24 protein-coding genes and 1 other annotated feature are annotated in these 23,368 nt (G+C 35.8%); of the genes, 7 read left to right on the plus strand and 17 right to left on the minus strand.

Annotation, left to right across the window (positions count from 1 at the left end; all coding sequences use genetic code 11):
* Positions 1 to 232: 232 nt before the first annotated feature.
* The 7 genes from H7K77_RS05000 to H7K77_RS05030 all read right to left on the minus strand — a co-directional run bounded on the left by H7K77_RS05000 (position 233) and on the right by H7K77_RS05030 (position 9,536).
* Positions 233 to 1,450, minus strand: coding sequence for a putative glycoside hydrolase (locus H7K77_RS05000; RefSeq protein ID WP_186576629.1), 1,218 nt, complete (start codon positions 1,448 to 1,450; stop codon positions 233 to 235).
* Positions 1,451 to 1,638: 188 nt separating this feature from the next.
* Entirely contained in the window at positions 1,639 to 2,586 is a 948-nt protein-coding gene (locus H7K77_RS05005; RefSeq protein WP_186576630.1) for an ABC transporter ATP-binding protein, read from the minus strand.
* Entirely contained in the window at positions 2,587 to 3,630 is a 1,044-nt protein-coding gene (locus H7K77_RS05010) for an ABC transporter ATP-binding protein (RefSeq protein ID WP_186576631.1), read from the minus strand.
* A 12-nt stretch (positions 3,631 to 3,642) separates the two neighbouring features.
* Positions 3,643 to 4,650: an oligopeptide ABC transporter permease gene (gene opp3C / locus H7K77_RS05015; RefSeq protein WP_186576632.1), complete on the minus strand. Its 1,008-nt coding sequence runs from the start codon at positions 4,648 to 4,650 to the stop codon at positions 3,643 to 3,645.
* On the minus strand, positions 4,650 to 5,582 hold the full coding sequence (opp3b, locus tag H7K77_RS05020) for an oligopeptide ABC transporter permease (protein WP_186576633.1): 933 nt from the start codon (positions 5,580 to 5,582) through the stop codon (positions 4,650 to 4,652). Before opp3b ends, opp3C begins: the two co-directional genes overlap by 1 nt.
* A gap of 195 nt (positions 5,583 to 5,777) precedes the next feature.
* Complete coding sequence (locus tag H7K77_RS05025; protein ID WP_186576634.1) at positions 5,778 to 7,484, minus strand: peptide ABC transporter substrate-binding protein; 1,707 nt, start codon at positions 7,482 to 7,484, stop codon at positions 5,778 to 5,780.
* Positions 7,485 to 7,853: 369 nt separating this feature from the next.
* Positions 7,854 to 9,536, minus strand: coding sequence for a peptide ABC transporter substrate-binding protein (locus H7K77_RS05030; protein WP_186576635.1), 1,683 nt, complete (start codon positions 9,534 to 9,536; stop codon positions 7,854 to 7,856).
* Between the two features lie 229 nt (positions 9,537 to 9,765).
* Between H7K77_RS05030 and H7K77_RS05035 the strand changes: the two genes are divergently transcribed.
* Positions 9,766 to 10,143, plus strand: a complete 378-nt coding sequence (locus H7K77_RS05035; protein ID WP_186576636.1) for a DUF3899 domain-containing protein — start codon at positions 9,766 to 9,768, stop codon at positions 10,141 to 10,143.
* Positions 10,144 to 10,284: 141 nt separating this feature from the next.
* Positions 10,285 to 10,468: a binding site (T-box leader), on the plus strand.
* Between the two features lie 61 nt (positions 10,469 to 10,529).
* The gene (gene trpS, locus H7K77_RS05040) at positions 10,530 to 11,525 is read left to right on the plus strand and encodes a tryptophan--tRNA ligase (protein WP_186576637.1); all 996 of its coding nucleotides are present in this window, start codon (positions 10,530 to 10,532) and stop codon (positions 11,523 to 11,525) included.
* Positions 11,526 to 11,601: 76 nt separating this feature from the next.
* Here the strand turns inward: trpS and H7K77_RS05045 are convergent, their stop codons facing one another.
* The 4 genes from H7K77_RS05045 to H7K77_RS05060 form a co-directional block, all read right to left on the minus strand.
* Complete coding sequence (locus H7K77_RS05045; RefSeq protein WP_186576638.1) at positions 11,602 to 12,369, minus strand: YjbA family protein; 768 nt, start codon at positions 12,367 to 12,369, stop codon at positions 11,602 to 11,604.
* A gap of 78 nt (positions 12,370 to 12,447) precedes the next feature.
* The gene (locus H7K77_RS05050; protein ID WP_186576639.1) at positions 12,448 to 12,660 is read right to left on the minus strand and encodes a hypothetical protein; all 213 of its coding nucleotides are present in this window, start codon (positions 12,658 to 12,660) and stop codon (positions 12,448 to 12,450) included.
* Between the two features lie 510 nt (positions 12,661 to 13,170).
* Positions 13,171 to 14,412: a beta-ketoacyl-ACP synthase II gene (gene fabF, locus H7K77_RS05055; protein WP_186576640.1), complete on the minus strand. Its 1,242-nt coding sequence runs from the start codon at positions 14,410 to 14,412 to the stop codon at positions 13,171 to 13,173.
* A 60-nt stretch (positions 14,413 to 14,472) separates the two neighbouring features.
* On the minus strand, positions 14,473 to 15,408 hold the full coding sequence (locus tag H7K77_RS05060) for a beta-ketoacyl-ACP synthase III (RefSeq protein ID WP_186576641.1): 936 nt from the start codon (positions 15,406 to 15,408) through the stop codon (positions 14,473 to 14,475).
* Positions 15,409 to 15,581: 173 nt separating this feature from the next.
* Here H7K77_RS05060 and H7K77_RS05065 point away from each other — a divergent pair, with 173 nt between their 5' ends.
* Positions 15,582 to 15,839: a YppG family protein gene (locus H7K77_RS05065; protein ID WP_186576642.1), complete on the plus strand. Its 258-nt coding sequence runs from the start codon at positions 15,582 to 15,584 to the stop codon at positions 15,837 to 15,839.
* 29 nt (positions 15,840 to 15,868) lie between these two features.
* Here H7K77_RS05065 and H7K77_RS05070 read toward each other — a convergent pair whose 3' ends face one another.
* A complete protein-coding gene (locus H7K77_RS05070) occupies positions 15,869 to 16,843 on the minus strand; it encodes a BMP family ABC transporter substrate-binding protein (RefSeq protein WP_328701036.1) in 975 nt (324 codons plus the stop codon).
* 88 nt (positions 16,844 to 16,931) lie between these two features.
* Positions 16,932 to 17,561, minus strand: a complete 630-nt coding sequence (locus H7K77_RS05075) for an NAD(P)-dependent oxidoreductase (RefSeq protein ID WP_186576644.1) — start codon at positions 17,559 to 17,561, stop codon at positions 16,932 to 16,934.
* Between the two features lie 132 nt (positions 17,562 to 17,693).
* Here H7K77_RS05075 and H7K77_RS05080 point away from each other — a divergent pair, with 132 nt between their 5' ends.
* Entirely contained in the window at positions 17,694 to 17,873 is a 180-nt protein-coding gene (locus H7K77_RS05080; RefSeq protein WP_328701037.1) for a DUF2929 family protein, read from the plus strand.
* Between the two features lie 45 nt (positions 17,874 to 17,918).
* Here the strand turns inward: H7K77_RS05080 and H7K77_RS05085 are convergent, their stop codons facing one another.
* Positions 17,919 to 18,248: a hypothetical protein gene (locus H7K77_RS05085; protein ID WP_186576646.1), complete on the minus strand. Its 330-nt coding sequence runs from the start codon at positions 18,246 to 18,248 to the stop codon at positions 17,919 to 17,921.
* Positions 18,249 to 18,342: 94 nt separating this feature from the next.
* Here H7K77_RS05085 and H7K77_RS05090 point away from each other — a divergent pair, with 94 nt between their 5' ends.
* Both H7K77_RS05090 and H7K77_RS05095 read left to right on the plus strand, forming a co-directional pair.
* The gene (locus tag H7K77_RS05090; RefSeq protein WP_186576647.1) at positions 18,343 to 19,164 is read left to right on the plus strand and encodes an undecaprenyl-diphosphate phosphatase; all 822 of its coding nucleotides are present in this window, start codon (positions 18,343 to 18,345) and stop codon (positions 19,162 to 19,164) included.
* Between the two features lie 40 nt (positions 19,165 to 19,204).
* The gene (locus H7K77_RS05095) at positions 19,205 to 19,897 is read left to right on the plus strand and encodes a Crp/Fnr family transcriptional regulator (protein WP_407926416.1); all 693 of its coding nucleotides are present in this window, start codon (positions 19,205 to 19,207) and stop codon (positions 19,895 to 19,897) included.
* A gap of 27 nt (positions 19,898 to 19,924) precedes the next feature.
* Here H7K77_RS05095 and H7K77_RS05100 read toward each other — a convergent pair whose 3' ends face one another.
* Both H7K77_RS05100 and H7K77_RS05105 read right to left on the minus strand, forming a co-directional pair.
* Positions 19,925 to 21,046, minus strand: a complete 1,122-nt coding sequence (locus H7K77_RS05100) for a TIGR04053 family radical SAM/SPASM domain-containing protein (protein WP_186576649.1) — start codon at positions 21,044 to 21,046, stop codon at positions 19,925 to 19,927.
* Between the two features lie 123 nt (positions 21,047 to 21,169).
* Positions 21,170 to 21,409, minus strand: a complete 240-nt coding sequence (locus H7K77_RS05105) for a DUF2249 domain-containing protein (protein WP_186576650.1) — start codon at positions 21,407 to 21,409, stop codon at positions 21,170 to 21,172.
* A gap of 163 nt (positions 21,410 to 21,572) precedes the next feature.
* Here H7K77_RS05105 and H7K77_RS05110 point away from each other — a divergent pair, with 163 nt between their 5' ends.
* Positions 21,573 to 22,265 carry a Crp/Fnr family transcriptional regulator gene (locus H7K77_RS05110; protein ID WP_186576651.1) on the plus strand — a complete coding sequence of 231 codons (693 nt, stop codon included), beginning with the start codon at positions 21,573 to 21,575 and terminating at the stop codon, positions 22,263 to 22,265.
* A gap of 62 nt (positions 22,266 to 22,327) precedes the next feature.
* On the opposite strand, the gene H7K77_RS05115 is transcribed toward H7K77_RS05110, so the two are convergent.
* On the minus strand, positions 22,328 to 23,365 hold the full coding sequence (locus H7K77_RS05115) for a hypothetical protein (RefSeq protein ID WP_186576652.1): 1,038 nt from the start codon (positions 23,363 to 23,365) through the stop codon (positions 22,328 to 22,330).
* Positions 23,366 to 23,368 lie beyond the last annotated feature (3 nt).

Here is a 23,368-nt window from a genome sequence, read left to right on the forward strand (position 1 = left end):
GGAAAGGAACAGTCTGAAGACCCCACAGCGAGTGTTCTTTGCGAGCGAGGAGGCTGAAGCGTTCCCCACGGAAAGCGAGTATTTTTCCACAGCGTAGCATTTGCACTCAATAAATTAAAGAATTCAGTTACTGCAGATTTTATCTCTAATGTGTAATTTAAAAAGGGAATAATTTATACAAAAGGGCCAAAAAAAGATGGAAAACCATGATTGGCTTTCCATCTTACTATTATTATTGTAATGGAGTGTAATCTACATTTTCCGTGTAGGTATTTCCTGCATTCCATAGTAGAAATTCTTTAATACCGTTCTCATTTAAAGCCTTAATTTGTGCTTCTACTTCTGCTTTACCATATTGTTTTGTTGCACCACTATACAACCATGGCGCCTCAAAGTCTTGGATCCAAGGCCTTGATGTTGGTGAATTTTCTAGACTACCTAACACTTCGTTTTCGACCTTCGCATATTCCTTAACTAAACGGTAAGGTTCCTTGTCTGGCATATCAATCCCAAAATACGATGTCCAGTGACTTGGATATATCATCGATGATATAACATCTACATTAGATGATATTTTAGAAAAGTTCTGTCCGATACCTGGTGTTTCTTTAATAGTGGCTGCATAGCCAAAAATATCTACTGAGACATCAACACCATAGTATTCTAGTTCTTTTCTTGCATAAGCTACAAAATCGGTTACAGCTTCTACACGTTTTTTCACATCATTTAATTCAGAATCTTTATAGTCACCAAGGTCGTATTTCAACTCTTTGTCCCTACGTTCAAATCCTTCTGGAAAGCGGACATAATCGAATTGAATATCTTGGAATCCAAGTTCTGCTGCCCTTTTAGCTATTTCAACATTATATTCCCATACTTCTTTCTTAAATGGACTTACAAAAGAATCACCTTTCCCATTGGACCACACTTTTCCATTTTGCGTAAACGATAAATCAGGACGTTTTTTTGCTAAAACGGTATCCTTAAACACCACTATTCTAGCAATAGGATATATTCCCTCTTTTTCTAACACCTCTAACATTTTACGTGGATCATCCATATATGGTTTAGCTATATCTTTATATGGAGAACCTTCTTCAGGTATATACGTTAGGTTACCGTAGTCATCCTTAATATCAATGACCATTGCATTCAATTCAGTCGACTTAATAAGATTAATTAACTTATCAAACCTGCTACCTCCAGCAGAATGACCAGTGACGTAAATCCCTCTAACAGCCTCAGGATATTCAAATTGAAGTCCAGAATCATAGGTAAAACGCTTTATTTTGTCAGGTAATTCGTAGCCTGACAGTGCCGTGGCATGCTTTTCATGGTTTTTCATAGTCATTACTTCTGTTTCTGCAGCTTCGGATGTATGAGTCGTCATCACTATACTGAGAAGGAGAAAAGTAATGAAGAGACTAATAATGTTTCGTATTTTCTCCATTTGAATCAAACTCCCAATGTTGTATTTACTCTTATTATATTAGAAGATTACACGATATAGTTAAAAATATTGTAAAAAGTTTGTAGGAGTTTTTTCCTTTTTTCAAAACGGATTTGTGGAAATAATTTAATTTTATATAATTACAAGAAAAAATCCTTATTAACAAATGTTAATAAGGATTTATAAATTCAACTCTCTTTATTTTGAAACTCCTGTTTATAAGCTTCAAATTCTTTGGTTGTACATAGTACCCAGTGACGAGGACGAATTTCTCTAAATTCCGGCTCTTCACTTGTATCATGTTGGCTAGGATCATACGCAATACGTCTACGGTTGCGCTCATAATCGGGATCTGGTAATGGAATAGCTGATAATAGAGACTTTGTATAAGGATGAATTGGGTTAGAATACAACTCATCTGCGTCTGCAAGCTCTACCATGTTACCAAAATACATAACACCAATACGATCACTAATGTACTTAACCATTGATAAATCGTGCGCGATAAATAAATAGGTTAACTTATGTTGTTTTTGAAGATCCTTTAATAGGTTAACAACCTGTGCTTGTATGGAAACATCAAGCGCTGAGATTGGTTCATCGGCAATGATAAATTCAGGGTCAACAGCCAAAGCACGTGCAATACCAATTCTTTGACGTTGTCCACCACTAAATTCATGTGGGTACCTATTAGCATGTTCTTTGTTAAGACCAACCTGTTCTAACAAATCAACTACTTTTTGCTTACGTTCTTCTTTATTTTTTGCTAAGCCATGAATATCAATACCTTCAGCAATAATATCTTCAACCTTCATACGAGGGTTTAACGATGCATATGGATCTTGGAAAATCATTTGCATCTTACGGTTAAGGCTTTTAAGTTGAGATCTATTCTTCTTCCCATGAACATCCTCACCCTTAAATACTACTTTTCCGTCTGTTGCATCGTATAAACGAATAATTGTTCGTCCAGTAGTAGACTTACCACAACCGGATTCACCTACCAGACCCAAAGTTTCCCCTTTGTATATATCGAAAGTAAGTCCATCAACAGCCTTAACTTCGTTTGGTTTACCAATATTGAAGTGCTGTTTTAAGTTTTGAATTTCTAAAAGCTTTTCTTGTGTCCCAGCCAATTAATTCTCCTCCTTTTTGTTAGGAGACTTTTTCATCCGCTTTTTAACAGCCTCAGGTGGTTCCACCTTAGGAGCATCCGGATGAAGTAACCAAGTAGCTGCATAATGTGTTTCAGACACTTTAAACATAGGCGGCTCTTGTTCTAAATCAATTTTCATCGCAAATGGATTTCTTGGAGCGAAAGCATCACCTATTGGTGGATTTAACAAATCCGGAGGTGATCCAGGGATAGCGTATAATTCATCTTCATTCGTATCAAGATCTGGCATCGAACTTATTAGACCCCAAGTATATGGATGTTGAGGATTATAAAAAATATCATCAACTGTTCCAATTTCTACAATCTTACCACCATACATAACAGCAACACGGTCTGCAACGTTCGCAACTACCCCTAAGTCATGCGTAATAAAGATAATAGAAGTATCCACTTGCTTTTGTAAATTTTTCATTAAATCTAAAATCTGAGCCTGAATCGTTACATCCAATGCTGTTGTAGGTTCATCAGCAATCAAGATTTTTGGATTACAAGCTAAGGCAATCGCTATTACCACACGCTGCCTCATACCACCCGAAAACTGGTGTGGATATTGCTTAATTCTAACATCAGGGTTAGGAATACCTACAAGTTTTAATAACTCTAAAGCTAGTTTATGTGCTTCTGTTTTACCAAGCTTTCTGTGCTTAATAATACCTTCCATGATTTGTTTTCCAATTGTCATCGTTGGGTTTAATGATGTCATTGGATCTTGGAAAATCATCGAAATATCTGCACCTCTGACATTTTGCATTTCTTTTTCTGTCAGTTTAGCTAAATCTTTACCTTCGAAAAGAATTTCTCCACCAGCAATTTCACCTGGCGGTTTTGGAATTAATCCCATTAGCGCTTTTGAAGTTACAGATTTTCCTGAACCTGACTCTCCTACAATCGCTAATGTTTCACCCTTATACAGATCTAAAGAAACACCTCTTACAGCTTGAACTGTTCCAGCAAATGTATTGAAGTGTACCTTAAGATCTTTAATTTCTAATATTTTCTCCATACTTCAATTCACCTACTTTTTCATTTTCGGATCAAACGCATCTCTTAATCCGTCCCCGAGTAAGTTAAAGCTGATCATAAGTAAACTAATAATTACAGCTGGAACCATAAGAAGATGTGGAAACATTTGCATCTTTTTATAACCGTCGTTTACCAAACTACCTAGTGAAGCCTCTGGGGGCTGTATACCTAATCCAATGAAGCTCAAGAATGCTTCAAAAAAGATTGCACCAGGAATAGTAAACATTGTGGTAATAATAATCTGACCTAATACGTTTGGAATAAGATGTTTTAAAATTAGTCGACCACTCGAAGAACCTAATGTTCTAGAAGCAAGCACATACTCATCATTTTTCGCTTTCAAGATCTGACCCCTAACAATCCGGGCCATACCTACCCATCCGGTAATTACCATCGCCAAGATAATTGACGATATACCTGGTTTTAAAACTATTATTAATAGAATAATAATAATTAAATTTGGAATACCAACTAGAATTTCAATAATACGTTGCATGATATTGTCAACTCGTCCACCGTAAAAACCGGAAATACCTCCATACGCCACACCAACTATTACATCAATGAAAGCTGCAACAAAGGCAATTAGTAACGATATTCTAGTACCTTCCCAGATACGAGTCCACTGATCACGTCCAAATTCATCCGTACCGAACCAGTAGTTTTCCTCAATTTGTCTTGTTTCGTACAAGTCTACACCTTCTCTTGTTCCATCGAGACCTAACCAGCTAACTTTCTCTAATACAGGTATCTTTGGCGGAAGGTTTCTTGCCATAATATTCTGTTTATCTGCCCCAAAATCGTTCATCATTGGACCAAATAAAGAAAAGAAAATAAATACAACGATTAATATTAAACCAACAATCGCACCTTTATTTTTAAATAAACGGCGAAAAGCATCACTCCAAAACCCGATACTTGGACCCTCAATTTTCTCGTGGACTCCTTCATCAAATACAGCAGGTTCGAAGAGTTTTTTATCAATCTCTCTCTCTGGCATTATGCTTTTCCACCCCCTAAGCGGATTCTAGGATCAATTACACCATAAAGTACGTCAACTAAGAATATTACACCAATAAATAGTGCACTATAGAATAAAGTCGTACCCATAACCATTGGATAATCATTTGTCATGATAGACGTAACAAACTGTTCTCCTAGACCATTAATCGCAAAAATTTGTTCAATAACTAGACTTCCTGTCATGATATTAACGGTCATAGGACCTAAGATCGTAATAACAGGGATTAAAGCATTTCGTACACTATGTTTAACAATAACAGATGTTGATGATAAACCTTTTGCACGAGCCATTAGGATATAGTCCTGACCAAGTACTTCCATTAGTTCCGTTCTCATAAAACGAGAAATATTGGCCAACACACCCACTGCTAACGAAATTGCCGGTAATATATGATATTTCGGCCCTTCCCAATAAGCAACAGGTAAAATAGGCCATTTTACTGCAAAGTAATACTGTAATAATGCCGCAAACACAAAGGCAGGTATTGATATACCTAAAACCGCAATGACCATAGAACCATAGTCAAGTATTGTATTGTGTTTTAATGCAGCGATTACCCCTAAGATAATACCTAAAATCGTACCAAAAATAATTGCCTCCGCACCTAATGTTGCTGACGCACCTATTTTTTCCGATATAATAGTCGCAACTTCACGACCTTGGAATTGGAATGATACACCTAAATCACCTTTAAATATACCTCCAATGTACTTTACATACTGAACTGGTAATGGTTTATCTAAACCGTACCGAGCATCCAGTCTTTCTAGCTGTTCTGGTGATACTTTTCCTTGCGCTCCCCCATACGGAGTCCCCGGAAGGGCATGCATTAAGAAAAATGTAAGACTAGCAATAACTAGAAAAGTAATTAGCATGTAACTAAATCTACTAATTATATATTTCCCCACACTTACACCTCCTGAATTGTTACATGTTTATATTTTCGTTTTTATTCGACAAATAGTCAAGCTGAAGTATATGGAAACTAAATAGTCGCAAAATTGTCAATAATACATAAATTCCCATTAAAATAAGGGTATATGCCTTGTGGACAATATACCCTTATTAGTATCAATTCCTTAACACATTAATATTGTTACCAATTAATGTTTAGTAATATACGCTTGTGTAAAGTCAATTTCTGCTCCAAGATTGTGGTGTACAACATTTTTCAACCAAGGCTTTTGAACGTACACGCCACCTTCTTGATACAATGTTCCAATTATTTGTTGTTCTTCAATTAGAATGTGCTCAGCTTCAATAAGTTTTTTCCAACGAGCTTCAGGATCATTACCCAAGTTGTTCGCTTCTTCGATTAACTTATCGTACTCTTCGCTCTTCCAATCTTGTTGGTTCATTGTGCTTTCAGAAGTAAACATATCTAAGAAAGTCATTGGATCAGCATAGTCAGGTAACCAACCTCTAGTGTTGATATCATAATTTCCAGATGAAGCTAAATCTAGACGTTGTGCCCAAGGTTGCTTATTAATTTCAAGAGTTAAACCAGGAAGGTTTTCCTCAAGTTGTGATTTTAAATATACAGCTTGTGTATCAGCAGTATCACTGTCACCAGTTAATAGTTCTAATGTAATTGAATCTTTTCCTAGCTCTTCTAGACCTTTATCCCAGAATTCTTTTGCTTTAGCAGCGTCAAATCCTTGATAGTCTCCTGCCGCTTCGCGGAAATCTGTTCCATCAGGACCTGTAGCAAAGTCAGTTGGGACCCATCCGTTTGCTGGTACAGAACCATCATTCCAAATAACATCTGTTAATTGTTGCTTATCAAAACCAAAGCTTAATGCTTTACGGATATTTAAGTTAGCTAGATCAGGATTCTTTTGGTTATAACCAAGCGCAAACATTCCTGCTCCAGTTAACTGGTGGAATTCTTCAGAATCTTCAAATTCTGGTACATAGTCAGACGTTAGAGCTTTGTAATCAATTTCGTCTCTCTTATACAAGTTAACACCTGTACTCATTTCTTTAACAACGTTAACGTTAATTTCTTCAATTTTTACATCGTCAGCTGCGAAGTAACCATCGTTCTTCACTAGCTTCCAGTTTGCACCGTGCTCCCAAGTATCTAGAATATAAGCACCGTTAGAAAGTGTGTTTTCTGGCTCAGTAGCCCATTTGTCACCTTTTTCAGCCGCAAATTCATGTGGTTGTGGTAAGAATGGATAGAATGCCATTAAGCTATGAAATAAGTCAGCAGGCACTGCCTTTTCTAAAGTTACTTTTAAAGTCTTTTCATCAACAGCTTCAACACCTAAAGTATCAACTTCTGCTTCACCCGCTTGGATTTTAGCAGCATTTTTAATTTGTGCAACTGTGTAGATGAAAGAATAGATTCCCATTGTATCTGGATTATTATCCTTTTTCCAAGCGTAGACGAAATCTTCTGCAGTTACAGGAGTTCCGTCAGACCAATTTGCATCGTCACGAATGGTAAATGTAAATACTGTTCCATCTTCACTTACTTCTGCTTCAGAAGCAGCCATAGCTGGAATTGGTTGATCGTTTTCATCAAACTTCATTAAACCTTCAAATAAATGAGCTCCCCAAGTACCTGAAGTTGAATCTTGCATCTCAGTGGAATTAAGAGTTGGAATATCCGCAGAAGAAGTTAAACTAACAACTTGCTCTTCAGCTAATTCTTCTTCTCCACTAGTACCTTCATCAGTACCTTCTGCTTGCTCAGTTCCTTCTTTTTCCTTACCTTCTTCTTTATCCCCACTACTACAAGCAGCTAGGAACATACTCATTGCTAATACCAACATTAGCAATAATGACCACTTAAATTTTTTCATGTTGCCATGACCTCCCGTTTTTTATATCGGGTGAATTTTCTGAATTCTGTGTTAACACCCATAAACGTATTGTACAAGTAATTTATAATTTTTAATAGAGTTTTTTTTCAGAAAAAATTGAAAACATTATAAAATAAAGACTTTTCAAATTAAAAATAGTTAAAAAGTCCTATTTAGATAGAAGCATCACTACAATAAATAACTCTATTTTCGCTACCCATTCATAGTAAAAATTTGTTTTATTTTGACGTTATTAAGTTAATAAGTAATATTTTTAAGTTTTTATCTTTCTAGTCAAGTATCTTGAAATAGATACGTAATGAATAAGAAAAAGAGGTATACTCCAAATGGAATATACCTCTTTATTAATTAATGCTTTGTAATATATGCTTTTGTGAAGTCTACTTCAGCACCAAGGTTATGGTGTTGAACACCTTTTAACCAAGGCTTTTGAACGTACACGCCACCTTCTTGATACAATGTACCAATTACTTGTTCTTCATCAATTAGAATATGTTCGGCTTCCACAAGTTTTTCCCAACGAGCTTCAGGATCATTACCTAAATTGTTCGCTTCTTCGATTAACTTATCATATTCTTCATTTTTCCAATCTTGTTGGTTCATTGTACTTTCAGACGTATACATATCCAAGAATGTCATTGGGTCAGCATAGTCAGGTGACCAACCTCTTGTGTTAATATCATAATCTCCGGAATTAGTTAATTCAAGGCGTTGTCCCCAAGGTTGCTTATTAATGTTAAGTGTTAAACCAGGAAGGTTTTCTTCAAGTTGTGATTTTAAGTAAACAGCCTGTGTATCAGCTTGATCACTGTCACCAGTTAATAATTCTAATGTAATAGAATCTTTTCCAAGCTCTTCTAGACCTTTATCCCAGAATTCTTTTGCTTTAGCAGCATCGAATCCTTGGTAGTCTCCAGCCGCTTCACGGAAGTCAGTTCCATTTGGACCTACTGCAAAGTCTGTTGGAACCCATCCATTTGCTGGAATAGAACCATCGTTCCAAATTACATCAGTCAATTGTTGTTTGTCAAAACCATAGCTTAACGCTTTACGAATATTCACATTTGCAAGATCAGGGTTCTTTTGGTTATAACCTAAAGCAAACATTCCTGCTCCAGTTAATGTATGGAATTCATCAGAGTCTTTAAATTCTGGAACATAATCAGATGCTAAAGACTTGTAATCAATCTCATCTCGCTTATACAAGTTAACGCCTGTACTCATTTCTTTAACTACATTTACTTTGATTTCTTCGATTTTCACATCTTCTGCACCGAAGTAGTCATCATTTTTTACTAGTGTCCAACTCGCACCGTGCTCCCATGAATCAAGGATAAAAGCACCATTAGAAAGTGTGTTTTCTGGTTCAGTAGCCCACTTATCACCTTGTTCTGCTGCATACTCATGCGGTTGTGGTAAAAATGGGTAGAAAGCCATTAAACTATGAAATAAGTCTGTTGGTACAGCCTTTTCTAGAGTAATTTTAAGAGTCTTTTCATCAACAGCTTCCACACCTAAAGTGTCAACTTCTGCTTCACCTGCTTGAATTTGAGCAGCGTTTTTGATTTGCGCAACTGTAAAGATGAAAGAATAAATACCCATTGTATCTGGATTGTTATCTTTTCTCCAAGCATAGACGAAATCTTCTGCAGTTACAGGAGTTCCGTCAGACCAGTTCGCATCATCGCGAATGGTGAATGTAAATACTGTACCATCTTCACTTACTTCTGCTTCAGAAGCCGCCATAGCTGGAATTGGTTGATCGTTTTCGTCAAACTTCATTAGTCCTTCGAAAAGATGTGCAGCCCATGTACCTGAAGTTGAATCTTGCATATCAGTAGAGTTTAGAGTTGGAATGTCTGCTGTAGCAGTCATTTTAACAACCTGCTCCTCTGCTAACTCGTTTGATGACGCGGTGTCATCTGACTTTTGCTCATCTTGGTCCTTACTATCTTCTCCACCACATGCAGCTAAGAACATGCCCATAGCTAACAGTAGTACAAACAAAAGTGACCATTTTGCTTTTTTCATGTGTATAACTCCCCTTCTAGGTGTTTATGTATATATTGTCACCCTAGTAAAAAATTATACTACTAGCTAATTAGCTATGTATAGCGGTTTTGCTTATTTAAAAATATTAAAAACAGTCTAAAAATTAGCACAAAAACAATACGTTGATAGAGTATGCTCATTTAAGGGTACTTTTCTTTAAAACCATAAAAGGGTATAATGCAAATGCTAACTTTTAGGAGGAAAACAGATGAAATCTAAACTTTTCAAGCACACGATCATTTATATAAGTATTTCATTTATCTTAAGTTTTATTCTATCGATACTAATATATAAATATATTACTGTTTTATCTATGATCAACACTTTATTTATTATAGCTTTACTAGAATTATGCGCTAGTGCTTTAATGATGACAGCAAGAGGGGGATTCTTTGATGCTATTACCCATAGCTTTAGAACAACCTATTCTAAGCTAACCAAAAAGGGAGAACTAATAAAAGATGAGATCGCTGAAATGAGAATGCCTTCAGAAATGTTCAGTCAAACTGCTACCTTCTCCCTATTAACTTGCAGTGTTATACTTTTCACCCTGTCTTTAATTGTTGGTTATTCAATTGCTTATTAAGCAAAGTTACTTGGTGGACAACCTTATTTAATCAAAAGGTATGCCTATCATGAATCACCTAGAAACGAAATCGAAATAGCTTTAATTCTAAACTAACTTGCATCAAAGGAAATTGGGTTATATAATAATAAAAAATCAATAAAAGTGGCAATGAGAAAGTTAGAGTACATTTACTTTTGGCAGCAAATAGAGAACTTGTGATTGGTGAAAACAAGTGCCTTTGTAAATCGGAATTGGGCTTTCGAGCTAATTATGTTTGAAAAAGTGATCTCATCATCTTTTGATGAGGTAATAAGGGTGGCACCGCGGTTCATTCGTCCCTTGTAGAGGGAAAAGAATGGGCTTTTTTTGTGTTTAATTTTTTGATAACTTTATGAGGTGATAAAATGAAAACAATATTCTCAGGAATCCAACCTAGTGGGACTCTTACCATCGGAAACTATTTGGGAGCGATGAAGCATTTCGTAGATTTACAGGATGATAGTAATTGTTATTTTTGTATAGTGGATGAACACGCAATTACAGTTCCACAAGACAGGTTAAAATTGAGAGACAACATTCGTTCATTAGCTGCGTTGTATTTAGCATCTGGAATTAACCCTGAAAAAGCTACGTTGTTTATTCAATCGGAAGTAAGCGCACATACGCAACTTGGATGGATGATGCAATCAATTAGCTATATTGGAGAACTTGAGCGGATGACTCAATTTAAGGATAAATCTAGTGGTAAAGAAGGAGTATCTTCATCCTTGTTAACTTATCCCCCACTGATGGCAGCTGATATTCTCTTATATAGCACGGACATCGTTCCTGTTGGTGACGATCAGAAACAACACCTTGAATTAACGCGTAACCTTGCGCAACGTTTCAACAATAAATATAATGATATATTTACCATTCCAGATATTAGTATTCCTAAAGTTGGAGCTAGGATCATGTCCTTACAAGAACCAACGAAGAAAATGAGTAAATCTGATGAAAATCAAAAGGCCTCTATCTTTATGTTAGATGACGAAAAGAAAATTGAGAAAAAAATTAAGAGTGCTGTGACAGACTCTGAAGGTATTGTTAAATTCGATAAAGAGAATAAGCCAGGGATTAGTAATTTGATGACTATTCATGCAAGTTGTTCCGGAGAATCTTTGGAAGAATTAGAAGCAAGATATAAGAACAAAGGTTATGGCGAATTTAAACAGGATACTGCAAATGCAGTGATTCAAACCCTCAAGCCTATTCAAGAAAGATACTATGAATTACTTGACTCACAAGAACTCGATGAAATACTAGATGACGGTGCAGAAAAGGCTAGCTTCGTCGCAAACAAAATGTTAGCAAAAGCAAAGAAAGCTATGGGATTAGGAAGAGTTAAGAAAAAGAAATAATAGGAGTACTTTTTGAATGCTAATCCTAAAAAAATGAAAGGGTAATCGCATTATCGCGATTACCCTTTCTACTGCTTTATAGCATTCTTTTAAACGTACTCGGTCTTTCACTATCTTGCTCTAACTCCCACATTTTCTCAAAAAATGGTTGACCTTTAATAAGCTTCCCGCATAAATCTTCATGTGCCTTACTCCAGCCATCCATAAGACCTTCATAAAGTGCTTCCCATGCGTCTTCAAAACCCATATTCCTAATCTCTGTGTATTTGTCAGGTTCCCATTCTGTTAACCAATATCGCATCTCTTCACTATTCTTCGTTCCTTCTAGTTGATCTAATGCCATCATCAAGAGCTGCTTTAATTGTCTTTCTTTCCTTGTCAGTCCTAACATACTCTCAGGTGGTAAAGAAAGTATATGGTATTCTTTACTTGCTTGTCCTTCAGAAAAGGTAAACTTATGTGGCTCCGTACCCTCAATCATTTCATAGACTAGTCGTTCTTGTCTTGGGATTAATCTACTTTTTCGTACTGGTAAACTGTATCCCATTGTATCAAATGCAACGATAGATTTTCCGTTTGTGACTATACATGCGTACTCTAAAGATATTCTTTCTTGATTTTTTCTTAAATAAGCGCGTTTATAAATACTGTCCAACAAGGGTTTTGGTAAATCTTGAAGGTCATTCTCAATGTAATGGTACAAGACATCGTCTATGTATAGTATCGGTACTTGATCTAGTAACTCTATCCCATCTTCTTTTCGCCACTCATGAAAGTGACATACATTATAACCATTTTCTTCTCCCTCGAACCAATTCACCCATACATCGTGTAAATATAACATGTGTCGAACCCTCGCTTTGTTATTGAATCTTTAAAATACATTATGACCAAAATAGGAAAATTTATTCTAGCTATCCTATTATTTAACAGTTATATTTGATATTTTGCTTATTGCAATTCCCATAATTAAAATACCGGCAATTAATAAATAACATTCAAATTGGCCTTGTACAAACACGAAATAATCGACTAAAGACAGGCCGGCAGGAATAAAGTTAAGATACAGAATAATAGAAACTCCTCCAGATACAGCTAGTCCAAACCCTATTAAAAAAATTAATACATAAATCATACTCTACCCTCCTACCTGCCTCTTTTTACTTTTATTTATATGATAGAGTGAAGGATAACATGTCCAATAATTGTCTATAAATGAGCAAATTTGATTGGACTATATCTATATGTGAAGGATGGGATATTTTTGCTTTCATTTTGCTTGAACTCTAAGAAGAGTAATGACTTGTTATCATATGATTCCTAATTCCAAAGCAAGTATCCAACTATTATATTGTTACTTTTTGCTCTGATTACCTATCGCAGAAAAATGGATTAATCGCGCATAATAATACGTGAAATTCACTCATATGCTCTGAGCGGAGGAAATTCACGTAGACTCCTGTGGGAAAGCGAAGACGCTGAGACCCCACACAGGGAGTGTTCTTTGCGACCGAGGAGGCTCAGCGCGAGCCCACGGAAAGCGTAGTGAATTTCCGTAGTGGTACCTAATAAGTTACTTCACTTTCTATGGAAATTAAACATAAAAAAAATCCCTAACCACTAACAAGTGGTTAAGGATTTTTATTTAGCCATTGTATTTTTTAAAAACTAACGCAGCATTATGACCACCAAAACCTAACGAATTACTTAAGGCAACATTTACCTCTTTCGCTTTCGTCTCGTTTGGTACAACGTCCAAATCACATTCCGGATCTGGTGTCTCATAATTAATCGTTGGTGGCACCTTGCTATCAATAATTGCTTTAATCGAAGCAATTGCTTCTACTGCACCTGCAGCACCAAGTAAATGACCTGTCATTGATTTAGTAGAAGAAACGGATAAATTATATGCATGATCCCCAAATACTTGCTTTATCGCTTTTGTTTCAAAGGAATCATTTAACTCTGTACTTGTACCGTGTGCGTTAATATAATCTACTGCTGTCAAGTCTACTCCCGCATCTGAAATTGCTTGATTCATTGCTCTTGCAGCACCTTCTCCTTCTGGTGCTGGGGAAGTAATATGATAAGCATCACCTGCGGAACCATAGCCAACTAACTCTGCATAAATTCTTGCTCCACGATTTTGTGCAGATTCTAACGATTCAATAATTAGAATACCAGAGCCTTCACCCATTACGAATCCGTCACGATTTTTATCAAATGGACGACTTGCTGTTTTAGGATCTCCATTAGTGGATAATGCTTTTGCGGATGAGAATCCAGCAAAAGACATATTTGTTAACGGCGCTTCTGCACCCCCAGTAATCATAACATCAGCATCGCCGCGTTGAATTACTTTAAAAGCGTCCCCGATAGAATTAGCACCCGATGCACAAGCGGTTACGGTACATGAATTAATCCCTTTTGCACCTAACTGAATAGATACCTGTCCCGCAGCCATATCAGGAATTAACATTGGCACAAAGAAAGGACTGACACGACGATATCCTTTTTCAATAAATTTGTGGAACTGCTCTTCATATGTGGCCATCCCACCAATTCCTGAACCGATCCAAACACCAACTCTAGGTGCTATCTCATCTGTAATGTCTAATTTAGCATCTTCTACAGCCATCTTAGCTGCTGCAACTGCATATTGTGTAAATAAATCCATTCGTTTGGCATCTTTTTTCTCCATGTAAACACTCGGGTCCCAATCTTTCAATTCTGCAGCTACTTTAGCAGGAAAATCGTCCTTGTTCACCTTGGTAACATAATCAATGCCTGATTTACCAGCTAAAAGATTATTCCAAAAACTATCTACTGTGTTCCCTAATGGCGTTACAGCCCCTAAACCTGTTACTACTACACGTTTTTTTTCCATGTAAGGTTCTCCTCCTTATTGAAAAATAATATTTCTTGATTATTTCTATTTTGTTCGCTTTTATTTTCCCCAACGAATGGCAACAGCACCCCAAGTTAAACCTCCGCCGAAGCCAACAAGTACAACTAGGTCGTTATCTTTTATCTTACCATTTTTCACATCTTCTGAAAGCGCTAATGGAATTGATGCAGCAGATGTGTTTCCATATTTTTTAACAGAAGTAGCCATTTTTTCTTCAGATATACCTAATCGTTGACGGGCTGCTTCCATAATTCTGATATTTGCTTGGTGAGGAATTAGATAATCCACATCTTCTTTCTTAAATCCTGCTTTCTCCACTACATTAACGGATGATTCTGGCATTTGCCTAACTGCGAATTTAAATACCTCTCTACCGTTCATGCTAATATAATCCTTATCCTGTAATAAGTACTTTCCTCCACTTCCGTCTGCGCCAAGTTCAAAAGAGAGAATCCCTTTTCCTTCGCTAACAGGACCAATTACAGCTGCTCCTGCTCCATCGCCAAATAACACACACGTATTTCGGTCTGACCAGTCAGTAATTTTAGATAACTTTTCAACACCCACAACAAGGACATTTGTATAGGCACCCGTTTCAATAAACTGCTTAGCAGTAATAACCCCATACATAAATCCAGAACACGCTGCACTAAGATCCATTGCTGCCACATTCTTTGCACCTAATCGATCTTGTAACATACAGGATACTGTTGGAAAAGGTGTATCAGGCGTTACAGTTGCTACTAAGATTAAATCTAACTGGTCTGCAGTTATATTTGCATCCTTCAAAGCATTGACTGCAGCTTGATAAGCCATGTCTGAAGTATCCATATCATCTTCAGCAATTCTTCTTTCTTCAATTCCAGTACGACTTCTTATCCATTCATCACTAGTATCTACAATCTTCTCTAAATCAGCATTTGTGACAACTTTTTCAGGAGCGTAATGTCCTGTTCCAATAAAACCAGCGTTCATTGTATATCATCCTCTCCAGGAATTATAATCAATTATTAAGACTTGGTACTAATTTTAAGGTATATGATAGTTATTTTCAAGTATTTGCTTCTGCTGTTTTTTTATTCTATGGATAAACGCCTTACCTTTTTGAGTTTATATTAATAGACTATATATAAGGAGGTGTTTAATTTATGGAACAACCCAATAAAAAAAATGATTACAACCATCCTTTTGACCAGATGATGTTCGGAGGTCGCAGAAATCAGCCAAAACGATACGATTCCAATAAGGAACAAAAATCAGCCGAACATACAAAATCGGATGAAGCAACAGAAGATGGATCAGTCGACCTCTTTAGTACAGCACAAACTGTTGTGGAAACGTACCAACAATTATCACCATATGTAAAAGGGATCTCAGGTATGTTTAAAAGATTTAAGTCAAAATAAAAAGGACTGAGGTGCACCCTTCAGTCCTTTTACTTCTCATTTGGAAGTAATCCCGATTCAATATACTCATTTATCGACTCTTTTAATTTCTTTCTAAAAGGTTTAGGGACCTCTTCACTAAATTCTCCCATTGTTATCACATCATCCCCGAAGTCATAAGTGAAAATACCGCCTTTTAATTCCCCTTTATTGAACTGTTTTGCTGCTAATAAATACAACTGGTCAACATGTTGTACCGTACTAGTTAAAACGGTTTTTCCTCCTAGTTCTGCCTGATCGGTAACAAATCCAATTGCGTAATTTCCATCACTTTTCACTTGATTTATGACAGATACACTAAATGCATCCCCTGCAGGATAAAATACGTCTGCATCTTTTTTGTTCATTTGATTATATAATTCCAGTGCTCGCTCTTTGTTATCCCAACTATTCACAAAATTCATTAGTACTTCTGCATTAGGATTTTGAAAATGAACCCCTTCATAAAACCCTTCTATTTCCGGTTGCCATTCATATGCAGCTATTATGGCAACTTTGTTTGTTTTGGTCATTTCACCTGCAACCATACCACCAAAAAAACCCATGGCATGGGAACTGAAATTTAAACTAGTTAAGTTATCGTTGGAATAACCTCCATTAGCATAAACAAAATGAATATCTGGATAGGATTTACTTATATTATCGAACATTTTGCCATAGATACTACTGTGGCCAAAAATTAAATTGACCCCCTTATTAGCAAACTCTTGAACAGCTCGATCAACTTCTTGCTCTGTTTTGACTTCCTCTTTAAAGTACACGTCTACATCAAATTCTTCTCTAATTTCTAATAAACCCTTGTATCCTTTATTTCCCCAAGTTTGGTCATTAATAGAATTCTCCACTAACATCCCAACTTTTTGAATCTTTTCTTCACCTAATGAATTGCAACTAGTAAATAGAAACACGATTGAAATAAATATAATTATATAAATTAGAGCGAAAAACTTTTTCAAAATACGCACTCCTATTCATAAAGACACTTTTACTAGTGCTATTGTACCGTCTAATTGTTTACGAGTAAACGCCTTTAAAATTACAACTTTATTACATTTAGTAAAGAAAATGAAATTTTTCATAATGTTCATCAAGCTCTTGTAAGCGTTCTCCCTGTGATTTAGTCTCTCTTACTATCGTTATATTTTCATCTTCCTTTTCACTTTTATCAGATGCAAACATAGCATAGTCAGGACTTTCACTTTCTTCAGCAAACTTTATAAATGCATTCACAAAGTCTTCAATATATGTTGCCTCTTTTTTGAATTGATCTGAATCAAATCGGACATACTCCTCCCCGTGGAATATTCCTTCATTATCTCTAGGCATCCATTCTCCATATAATAATGGAATATCAACAAACGTAACACATTCATCCATGTTTTCGTTCTTACTTCTTAAGCATAAACTTACTTGTGAGAAATAGCTTATTTCTTCTATATCACTTATATCTTCTGGTTTAATGAAAATGATAGCCTTAAATCCTTCCTTATGCTTTTTATCCTTAATTACAGCTTGTGCTGAATCGTAATGGGAAAACAGACCATTCCTACCAACAAACATAGCAAGATTCTCTTTTTTGTCAGAGTCCATTGTATCAATTCCAATAACCTCTTGCCCTTGCTCTAGTAGCTTATTTGTTATATGATACCCTACCCAATCATAGCAGCCCACTATTAGAAACATCTATCTCACCTTTCTGTTAAAAGTTCTTTATAGTTGATTTCCAAATAATTTTCAACTAAAAAATAATAAATATTTATTTTCATTGATGGTTTTGGTAAACTATAGAAAAGAGCGTCAGTAAATGGGGTGAAAGTGTTGCGTTATATTTGGACAATTATATGGTCAATTTTACTTAGCTTTTTAGCAGCATATGTACTTACTAGTATGGCTGGTGAAACATTAAGCTTAACACCTGTTTTTGTTATTGCGGCTTTCTTTGCAGTTGCCGTAATCATCATAGGTGATGGTATTCTAACGGACGATGAGAAGTAATTTACAACCCTTGCCAACCTTAGACGGCAAGGGTTGCTTTATGGCTTAATACCATGGTAGCAAGCTTAAGGCTGTCAGTGCTGCAAGTGGTACAACTAGTCTTCTAAACGGGCTACCATATGGATAGGGTCCTGGATAAGGACCATACGGATAGGGACCAAATCCATATCCAAAACCTGGATAACCGAATCGTTCATCACTATAGTTTTTATTAGTACGACCATGATTAGGTATTGCAAGATAGACGTTATGCTCATCTACTCCTGTTATAATACCATCAAGTTTAGATCCATCATGTGTTTCGATCAATACATAAGAATGCATATGCTTACCACATAACTCATACATTTGATGTTGGGTACGGGTTCGATTCATATTTCCTCCTCCTTTATCTTTTATAGTCTATTCACTATTAAAGATTATTGTGACAGGAGCGGAGGATATCTACATATATGTAAAGGGGAATTCTATGGAAAATTTAGTAGAGTTGGGATTATTGATTAAATATTTATTTTTGGGATTGCTACAAGGATTTACAGAGCCAATCCCCATTTCATCCAGTGGCCACTTAGTCATTGTACAAAACTTATTTAATATAAATATCGAAGGGCTTTCGTTTGAGATATTAGTTAACTTCGGATCTCTAATTGCAGTATTACTTGTTTACCGTGAGGATATCTTACGATTGATCAAAAATGGGATGGGCTTTATCTTTACAAAAGATCCGAAAAGCAAAGATGATTTTAATTTTATTTTTTACTTGGTCGTTGCTACCATCCCTGCAGGTATCATTGGTGTACTGTTCGAAGACCAAATCGCAGACACGTTTGATACACCAAAAATGGTGGGGATTACTTTAATCATTACCGGTATTGCATTATGGATCATTCGTAATATAAAAGGAAGGAAAAATGACGGTGGGCTGACTATTAAGGATGCAATTATCGTAGGTCTAGCTCAGTCCGTTGCATTAATTCCTGGTATCAGTCGTTCCGGTGCAACGATTGTTGCAGCTATGCTATTAGGAATGAAACAAGAAACAGCTCTTCGTTTTTCATTCTTGTTATTTATCCCTGTTAGTCTAGGGACGTTAATATTATCCGTAGACAAGATTGTGTCGGACGAGCAATTTAATGTTCTTTGGATACCATACTTACTAGCTTTTATTGCGTCTGTTATTGCGACCTATTATTCACTAAGATGGTTTATGAATATAATGGCACGAGGAAACTTAAAGTACTTTTCTTTTTATTGCTTTATTGCAGGTGCAATCGCGTACGTGTTACTTTAAAACTTGATTACTTTGGAAAGGGGGAACGATAATGAAAAACATTCTGAGTCACAAAGGTATATCAGGTGATTTAGCTGAACTATTAACCGAAGTAGATCATCATATTAAAATTGAAAAGAATGGTTTCCTCTTTCAACAAGGTGAAGATGTTTCCGAAATCTATATAATAGTATCCGGTAGAATCCAAATCGGTAAAATTTCACCTGATGGTCGTGAATTAACACTACGTATATGTGCTAAGGGTGATATTGTTGGAGAACTAGCCTTATATACAGAGAATATCAAATATATATTAAATGCAAAAGCAATGGAAGATACGGAGTTAGTTGTTGTTAAAAAGCAAGCACTTGAGGAAAGACTTCTAGAAGATAATCGCTTAGCAATTGAATTTATGAAATTAATGAGTAATAACTATCGGAAAGATCAGACTAAATTTCGAGACTTAGTACTGCATGGAAAAAAAGGCGCCCTCTACTCTACCCTTATTCGTCTCACAAATAGTTATGGCATTAAAAAGAATGATGATATTCTGATTGACATCATACTAACTAACCAAGAACTTGCTAATTTCTGTGGAACGTCCAGGGAAAGTGTAAACCGCCTTTTAAATGAGTTAAAAAGAAACGAAATAATCTCCATTAAAAAAGGGAAGATTACGGTTCATCATCTCCAATTTTTAAAAGATGAAATTAATTGCGAGAATTGCCCTTTAGTCTTATGCAGCATTGACTAATGAAACCAGCCTTAGCGGCTGGTTTTTTTAATGTCTTGTTTTCTGTCTCATCGCTTTTGGTATATAGACACAATACGGCTCACTTTCTAAATAGTCGCCAGTTACTGCATAGGCTCTCGACCTAGATCCACCGCATACATGTCTAAATTCACAAACACCACATTTGCCTTTATACTTATCAGGATTTCGCAAATCCTTTAACACCTGTGATTCCCTATATATGTTGGATAAAGCATTCTCTCTTACATTTCCTACTTTAACAGGTAGTAGGCCACTCGGATAAACATCACCTGTATGGGAAATAAAAATAAACCCATTCCCATCATTCACGCCCTTTGGAGCTCTACCAAGACCATCAATACTTCCCGTCTTACCATTCATTAATGCATCCTGATAATGAATGACACTGTTTTCCTTCCCTTTATCTTCCCTAATTTTATTCTGAATAACTACCCTACGATAATGTTGTCCTGCCGTTGTCTTAATATCAAAAGGTACATGCTTAGAGGTTTGGTACAACCATCTAAATACTTTCTCATGTTCAGCAGGTGAAATCATATCTTTTTCCTGCCCTCTACCTATTGGGACTAAGAAAAACACACTCCATAGTACACAGTCAAGTTGCTTCATCAAATCCACCATGTCTTCTAGATAATCTACATTATATCGAGAGATTACAGTATTTATTTGGAGAGGCATTTCTAATTCATGTAAATACTTAATTGCATTCATCGTTAAGTCGAAAGAGCCACTTGTTCCCCGAAAATGATCATGTATTTCTGCATTATGTCCGTCCAAGCTGAATGCCCATCTAGATAGTCCGACTTGCTTTGCTTTATTCATCGCTTCCTTCGTTACGTTAGGAGTTGCAGATGGTGTCATGGATACCCGTACACACTTTTTAACAGCATAATCGGCTATATCAAATACATCCGGACGCATTAATGGATCACCGCCCGTAAAAACAAGCATAGGATTATTCATTCCGTGTATATCATCAATTAGCCTTTTTCCTTCCTCATACGTTAGTTCTAATGGATGTCTATGATATTGTGCATCTGCACGGCAATGCAAGCATTTCAGTTGGCAAGCTCTAGTTAATTCCCAGATGACAATGAATGGATCTTGATTGTAGTCACGTGGTTTCATTTTATAGGACTCCTTTAGTATTCTTTACGTATCATCTTAGCCTATCAAATCCTTATTTAATGTGATTAAATTCACACATAAATAATCTCCTATCATAGATAATAGATAGGAGACATTAATTTTTTATTTCTTTGTTATCGAAACTCGCCAAATATCAGGTCCATTATCGAGGTAGTTCCAAGTAAACAGATTCTCTCTCTCGATCATGAACTGATAATACAGTGGTTTTGGGTCATGATCATTTGTAAGTTCCATTCTTTCACCTGGTCCAAGCCCATCAAATATTTCAAAGATTCTTGGATGACGATATTTCGGATCAATGTCTGGTGCATAAATTTTTTCTGCGTATTTTATATCACTCATTATTTGTACCCCCATATAACTTGTTTTCCCCTGCTAGTTATAGCATAGTTGATTTAATAGATATTTATTGTGATAAAAAACACCAATCTCCTATGATAATAATCACAGGAAAGAATAAATTCTTTTAACTATAGAATTTTTAATAGAAGGAAGTGTGTAAATTTTGAATCCAAGATCAATTCAAGATTTGTTGCAAAGTATGCCCTTATTTAAGGATTTGACAGACGAGGAAATGGCCCCCATTATCGAGCTTTCCCAATCGAGAAGATATGATCGGGGTACGCATATATTTATGCAAGGGGATCCTCTTACGAATGTTTACTTTATTTATCAAGGTAAAATTAAAATTTATAAAACTGATTTTCATGGGAAAGAACAAATCGTAAATGTTCTTCAGGAAGGAAATATGTTTCCTCATCAAGGTTTTTTTAGGCAAGATAAATGCCCTGCCCATGCAGAAGTTAGCGAAGATGCTATTCTAGTCTATATTCCTATTCATTTATTTGAAAGTTTTCTTTTGAACAATCCTGAGATATGTATGAAATTATTTAAAGTACTTGGTGATTTAATTGTCGATTTACAAAAACGACTGGAGGAACAAATTTTACATAATTCATATGAACAAATTATTTTATTAATTCTTCGCTTAACGGATAATTACGGTGAAAAAATAGCGGATGGTACCTTCAAATTAAAAAATGATTTCTCTAACAGAGAGCTTGCAAATATGATTGGTTCTAGTAGAGAAACTGTTAGTAGAACACTGACCCAATTAAAAAAACAAAAACTCATTTCTACAGACGCTTCTGGCAATTTCCTCATCGAAAAAGAACGTCTAGAAAACGAGCTATTTTAATAAAAAAGCTATTAAAATAAAACCCTTGGTATCTCCTCTTCAAAGCGGATTCCTAGGGTTTTTTAGTCAATAAGATGGATAAGCACCTTTTCTAGATAAATATATTTTGGAATGTCTTCCATATGCTTGATCATAACGGCAAACAAAAACGCTTTTTCCTCTACTTTCAAGTCTACATCACTTTGTTCATCATCTTTTATACTTTCAAAATACGTTAATATATAGTCTATAAGCTTAGTAATAAACTCGTTGTCATCACCCGCTTTATTTAGCGGTACTAGTAAATCATTGTACCAATAAGCTGCTATGTTTGGGTGCTTTTCCAATTCTTGCAATGACTTCGGTGTGTTATGTAAATGATAGGTTGCTTTTAGTTTGTCGATCATTTCTGCTGGTTGTATTTCTTTCTGTATGGATAGTTGTTCGATACTAACCATTTGTTCTCGATATTTCTCTAGATACCCGGTTAATAATAATTTAAAAAGATGCAGGATAAGATAGAATGTCTTTACTTGCCTTTCCATTTCCTTCCGTACTTTTTCATATAGTATGTGATCTTGAACAAGATCGTAGTTTGCTATATCGTTAGTCGACTCATTAAAGAGATTGTCCAGACCCGAAGCAATTGCAGTATAGAAGTCTTTAGTACCTTTAATATTCTTCAAATAAAACCAAACTTGTTTCAAAACAGCTTTTTTTGTTGCTATTTCCTGAAAAAGTGACGGTACCTGGTCTATATTTAGCTTATTTTTGATTTCCTCATAAATCTCTTTAATTTCAGGCTCTGCCTCTTCAGGAGTAACTTTGTTCTTATCCTTTTGTTTTTCACTCGATTTTTCCACAATCCCTACCCCTAGAGTACCACTAGATTCAATTTCTTTTATGACGATATCATCTACATATATTTTATGAACACCTTCCGTTTCAATTTCTTCTTCCTGAAACAACTTGCCTAACTGTATGGTTCCTTTTACTTTTTCTACCTTTATTGTGCCTAAGTGATACTCAAAAATTGGAAGGTTATGAAGAAGGTTTTCATAGTGTTTTACTTTTTGTTTAAGGGAATTGATTTGTTTGAATAATTCCGTGTAATTATACATGAG

It is taken from the genome of Aquibacillus kalidii, assembly GCF_014280935.1.
GTDB classification, from domain to species: Bacteria; Bacillota; Bacilli; order Bacillales; family Amphibacillaceae; genus Aquibacillus_D; species Aquibacillus_D kalidii.

Bases quoted from the DNA above. Each gene is read 5' to 3' on its own strand.
- H7K77_RS05000 (WP_186576629.1), bottom strand. From the start codon at position 1,450: ATGGAGAAAATACGAAACATTATTAGTCTCTTCATTACTTTTCTCCTT.
- H7K77_RS05010 (WP_186576631.1), bottom strand. From the start codon at position 3,630: ATGGAGAAAATATTAGAAATTAAAGATCTTAAGGTACACTTCAATACA.
- opp3C (WP_186576632.1), bottom strand. From the start codon at position 4,650: ATGCCAGAGAGAGAGATTGATAAAAAACTCTTCGAACCTGCTGTATTT.
- H7K77_RS05025 (WP_186576634.1), bottom strand. From the start codon at position 7,484: ATGAAAAAATTTAAGTGGTCATTATTGCTAATGTTGGTATTAGCAATG.
- H7K77_RS05030 (WP_186576635.1), bottom strand. From the start codon at position 9,536: ATGAAAAAAGCAAAATGGTCACTTTTGTTTGTACTACTGTTAGCTATG.
- H7K77_RS05035 (WP_186576636.1), top strand. From the start codon at position 9,766: ATGAAATCTAAACTTTTCAAGCACACGATCATTTATATAAGTATTTCA.
- trpS (WP_186576637.1), top strand. From the start codon at position 10,530: ATGAAAACAATATTCTCAGGAATCCAACCTAGTGGGACTCTTACCATC.
- H7K77_RS05045 (WP_186576638.1), bottom strand. From the start codon at position 12,369: ATGTTATATTTACACGATGTATGGGTGAATTGGTTCGAGGGAGAAGAA.
- H7K77_RS05050 (WP_186576639.1), bottom strand. From the start codon at position 12,660: ATGATTTATGTATTAATTTTTTTAATAGGGTTTGGACTAGCTGTATCT.
- fabF (WP_186576640.1), bottom strand. From the start codon at position 14,412: ATGGAAAAAAAACGTGTAGTAGTAACAGGTTTAGGGGCTGTAACGCCA.
- H7K77_RS05060 (WP_186576641.1), bottom strand. From the start codon at position 15,408: ATGAACGCTGGTTTTATTGGAACAGGACATTACGCTCCTGAAAAAGTT.
- H7K77_RS05065 (WP_186576642.1), top strand. From the start codon at position 15,582: ATGGAACAACCCAATAAAAAAAATGATTACAACCATCCTTTTGACCAG.
- H7K77_RS05075 (WP_186576644.1), bottom strand. From the start codon at position 17,561: ATGTTTCTAATAGTGGGCTGCTATGATTGGGTAGGGTATCATATAACA.
- H7K77_RS05085 (WP_186576646.1), bottom strand. From the start codon at position 18,248: ATGAATCGAACCCGTACCCAACATCAAATGTATGAGTTATGTGGTAAG.
- H7K77_RS05090 (WP_186576647.1), top strand. From the start codon at position 18,343: ATGGAAAATTTAGTAGAGTTGGGATTATTGATTAAATATTTATTTTTG.
- H7K77_RS05100 (WP_186576649.1), bottom strand. From the start codon at position 21,046: ATGAAACCACGTGACTACAATCAAGATCCATTCATTGTCATCTGGGAA.
- H7K77_RS05105 (WP_186576650.1), bottom strand. From the start codon at position 21,409: ATGAGTGATATAAAATACGCAGAAAAAATTTATGCACCAGACATTGAT.
- H7K77_RS05115 (WP_186576652.1), bottom strand. From the start codon at position 23,365: ATGTATAATTACACGGAATTATTCAAACAAATCAATTCCCTTAAACAA.